Genomic DNA, 4,114 nt, shown 5'->3' with positions numbered 1-4,114 from the left:
TCGCGCTGTCTCGAAGGCCGCGTGCCCCCATCCCGGCCTTCCCCGGAAGGGGAAGGAGCAATGCGATGACCACCCAGTTCGCCACCATCGACTGGCGCGGCCGCCCCATCCGGATCGAATGCGAGTGGATCGCCCCCGAGCGCACCACCGCCCCGCTCATCGTCTTCCTCCACGAAGGCCTGGGCTCCGTTGCCATGTGGAAGGACTTCCCCGCGCAGGTCTGCGAGGCCGCCAACGCGCGCGGCCTCGTCTTCTCGCGCCCCGGCTACGGCCGCTCGACCCCGCGCGCCGACGACGAGATCTGGGACGTCGACTTCATGCACCGCCAGGCGCACGAAGTGCTGCCCGCCCTTTTCACCGCCCTGAAGCTCGACGACGAAAAGCCCTGGCTCTTCGGCCACAGCGACGGCGGCTCCATCTCGCTGCTGTACGCTGCGCGCTTTCCCGACAAGGTCGAGGGCATCGTGGTGCTCGCGCCGCACATCTTCGTGGAAGACAAGACCGTCGCGAACATCGAGGTCGCGCGCACCGCCTACCTGGGCACCGACCTGCCGAAGAAGCTCGGTCGCTACCACGACAGCGCCGACTCCGCCTTCTGGGGCTGGAACCGCATCTGGCTGCACCCGCCGTTTCGCGACTGGAACATCGAGGCCGAACTGGACGCCATCCGCTGCCCCGTACTCGCCGTGCAGGGCATCGACGACGAGTACGGCACGCTCGCGCAGATTCGCGGCATCGCCGCGCGCGTCGCTGGTATTTGCGAGCTGCTCGAAATCCCTGAATGCGGGCATTCCCCGCATCGCGATCAGCCTGATCGTGTCATCGTCGCCACCGCTTCTTTCATCACCAAAAACAGGAGACAAACACCATGACGACCCGCACCCCGGTTCGCACCGCGCGCCTCGCGCTCACCGCCCTCGCCTTTGCCGCCGCCCTTTGCGGCACCGCCGGCGCGCAGGGCACGGGCAAGCTCAAGGTGGGCCTGATGTTGCCCTACAGCGGCACCTACACCGCGCTGGGCGTGGCCATCGAGAACGGCTTCAAGCTCTACGTCGACGAACAGGGCGGCAAGCTCGCGGGCCGCGAGATCGAATACTTCAAGGTCGACGACGAGTCCGACCCCGCCAAGGCCACCGACAACGTCAACAAGCTCATCAAGCGCGACAACGTCGACGTGATCGTGGGCACGGTGCACTCGGGCGTCGCCATGGCCATGGCCAAGGCCGCCAAGGAAAGCGGCACCGTGCTGATCGTGCCCAACGCCGGCGCCGACGCCGTCACGGGCCCGATGTGCGCGCCCAACATCTTCCGCAGCTCGTTCAGCAACTGGCAGCCGGCCTACGCCATGGGCGAGGTCGCGGCCAAGCAGCAGGGCAAGAAGAAGGTCATGACCATCACCTGGAAGTACGCGGCCGGCGAGGAGTCGGTCAACGGCTTCAAGGAAGGCTTCGAGAAGAACGGCGGCAAGGTCGACAAGCAGCTCACCCTGCCCTTCCCGAATGTCGAGTTCCAGGCGCTGCTGACCGAGATCGCGGCGGCCAAGCCCGACGCGGTGTATGCCTTCTTCGCGGGCGGCGGCGCGGTGAAGTTCGTCAAGGACTACCAGGCCGCCGGCCTGAACAAGACCATTCCGCTGTACGGCCCCGGCTTCCTGACCGACGGCACGCTCGACGCGCAAGGCGAATCGGCGCAGGGCATGCTGACCACGCTGCACTACGCGACGGCCTCAACACGCCGCGCGACAACGCCTTCCGCACGGCCTACGCCAAGTCGTTCAAGCTGCAGCCCGACGTGTACGCGGTGCAGGGCTACGACGCCGCGCAGATGCTGGGCGTGGGCCTGAACGCGACCAAGGGCGACATCTCGAAGAAGGCCGATTTCGCGGCCGCCGTCGAGAAGGCGAAGATCGACAGCCCGCGCGGTGCGTTCACCGTGAGCAAGTCGCACAACCCGGTGCAGGACATCTACCTGCGCAAGGTGGACGGCAAGGAGAACAAGCTGGTGAGCACGGCCATCAAGGGCCTCGCGGACCCGGCACGCGGCTGCCGGATGTAAGGCTCTCCCCCAGGCTGCGCGCACTTCGTGTCGCTGCGCCTCCCCCCTCGCCGGGGGCGACACCTGCGGCCCGGCAAAGCCGGTTCCGCGGTGTCCCGCGCAGTGCATCCCTTCCTTCTTGACGATCCCGCCCAGAGAGAACCTCCACGTGGATTTCGGAACCTTTTTAGTCCAGTGCCTGAACTCCGTTCAGTACGGGCTGCTGCTTTTTCTCGTGGCCTCGGGGCTGACGCTGATCTTCGGGATCATGGGCGTCATCAACCTCGCCCACGGCAGCTTCTACATGATCGGCGCGTACATGGCGTTCGCGCTCGCGCCGCTGTTCGGCGACCAGTTCCTGCTGATGCTGGTGGCCGGCGTGGTGCTGGCGGCCGTGTTCGGCTACCTGCTCGAATGGGCCTTCTTCAGCTACCTCTACCAGCGTGACCACCTGCAGCAGGTGCTCATGACCTACGGGCTCATCCTGGTGTTCGAGGAGCTGCGCTCCATCCTCGTGGGCAACGACGTGCACGGCGTGAAGGTGCCCGCATGGCTCGACGGCAGCTTCGCGCTGGGCGGCGTCATGAGCTACCCGTGGTATCGGCTGTTCGCATCGGCCGCCTGCATCGTGCTGGCCGTGGGCCTGTACTGGGTGGTCAACCGCACGCGGCTGGGCATGATGATCCGCGCCGGCGCGAGCAACCGCGACATGGTGCGCGGCCTGGGCATCGACGTGAAGCGGCTCTACCGCATCGTGTTCGCGGCCGGCGTGGCGCTGGCGGCGCTGGCCGGCATGATCGCCGCGCCCATGTCGTCGGTGTACCCCAACATGGGCGCGAGCGTGCTCATCATCTGCTTCGTGCTGGTGGTGATCGGCGGCATCGGCTCGATCACGGGGGCGCTGGTGGCGTCGCTGCTGGTGGGTTTCGTCGACACCTTCGGCAAGGTGTTCTTCGCGGACCTGAGCGGCATCGGCATCTACCTGCTGATGGCCATCGTGCTGATCTGGAAGCCCGAAGGGCTGATGGGGAGGCGGCCATGAAGCGCGGCGCTTTCCTGCTTCCCGTGGCCTGCGCGGTCGTGGTCGGCATCTCGGGCCCGCTGATGGGCAACTACGCGTCGGACTTCGTCGTGAAGATCATGATCCTGTCGATCTTCGCGCTGAGCCTGGAACTGCTGGTCGGCATGACCGGCCTCGTGAGCCTGGGCCATGCGGCGTTCTACGGCATCGGCGCGTATGTGACCGTGCTGGCCTCGGGCAGCGACGGCGGCAACTTCGCGCTGCTGCTGCCGCTGGCCATGGGCGCGGCGGCGCTCTATGCGCTGTTCGTCGGGGCACTGAGCCTGCGCACGCGCGGCGTGTACTTCATCATGGTGACGCTGGCCTTCGCGCAGATGGCTTTCTTCGTGTTCCACGACACCAAGGTCGGCGGCGGCAGTGACGGCATCTACATGTACGTGCGGCCCGCCATCGGCGCGCTCGACCTGGAGAACCGCACCGTGCTGTTCTACGTGGTGCTGGCGTCGCTGGTGTTCACCTACGGGCTGCTGGCGCTGGTTCGCCGCTCGCGCTTCGGCGCGGCGCTGGCGGGCATTCGCGTGAACGAGCAGCGCATGCGCGCGGCCGGGTTCTCGGTGTACGGCTACAAGCTCGCGGCCTTCGTGCTGGCGGGCGCGCTGGCCGGGCTCGCGGGTTTCTTGCTGGCCTCGCGCGACGGCGTGGTCAACCCGGAGCTGATGGCGTGGCACAACTCGGGCGAGGTGCTGCTGATGGTGATCCTCGGCGGCATGGGCCATTTGCGCGGCGCGGTGATCGGTGCGATCGCGTTCACGCTGCTCAAGGAAATCTTCTCGACGCACGCGGTGATGGGTCCACTGGCGGACCATTGGCAACTGACGCTGGGCCTCACGATCATCGTGTTCGTGGCGCTGCTGCCGAAGGGGCTGATCGGCCTGGTCAAGCGGCTGTCGCCCAAGGAGGCCGCATGACCGGTCTGCTGACTTGCTCCCTCCCCTCCCGGGGGAGGGCGGGGGTGGGGGCACACGGCTTCCAACGCCGCGCGGCAACCAAGGCCGCTCG

3 protein-coding genes and 1 pseudogene are annotated in these 4,114 nt (G+C 67.2%); all 4 read left to right on the top strand.

All coding sequences use genetic code 11. From position 1 onward, the window contains the following. Positions 1 to 65: 65 nt before the first annotated feature. The 4 genes and pseudogenes from BMG07_RS39955 (at position 66) to BMG07_RS39940 (ending at position 4,023) form a co-directional block, all read left to right on the top strand. Positions 66 to 872: an alpha/beta fold hydrolase gene (locus tag BMG07_RS39955; RefSeq protein WP_198089106.1), complete on the top strand. Its 807-nt coding sequence runs from the start codon at positions 66 to 68 to the stop codon at positions 870 to 872. Then, positions 869 to 2,055: pseudogene (locus BMG07_RS39950) on the top strand (ABC transporter substrate-binding protein). Before BMG07_RS39955 ends, BMG07_RS39950 begins: the two are co-directional and overlap by 4 nt. Positions 2,056 to 2,203: 148 nt before the next feature. Beyond that, entirely contained in the window at positions 2,204 to 3,076 is an 873-nt protein-coding gene (locus tag BMG07_RS39945; RefSeq protein WP_198089105.1) for a branched-chain amino acid ABC transporter permease, read from the top strand. Beyond that, positions 3,073 to 4,023, top strand: coding sequence for a branched-chain amino acid ABC transporter permease (locus tag BMG07_RS39940; protein WP_198089104.1), 951 nt, complete (start codon positions 3,073 to 3,075; stop codon positions 4,021 to 4,023). The genes BMG07_RS39945 and BMG07_RS39940 overlap by 4 nt, the downstream gene beginning before the upstream one ends. Positions 4,024 to 4,114 lie beyond the last annotated feature (91 nt).

This window comes from Variovorax sp. E3 (assembly GCF_016082275.1).
Classification (GTDB): domain Bacteria; phylum Pseudomonadota; class Gammaproteobacteria; order Burkholderiales; family Burkholderiaceae_C; genus Variovorax.
The sequence above is the reverse complement of the archived record's forward strand: the minus strand, read 5'-3'. Positions and strand labels throughout refer to the sequence as shown.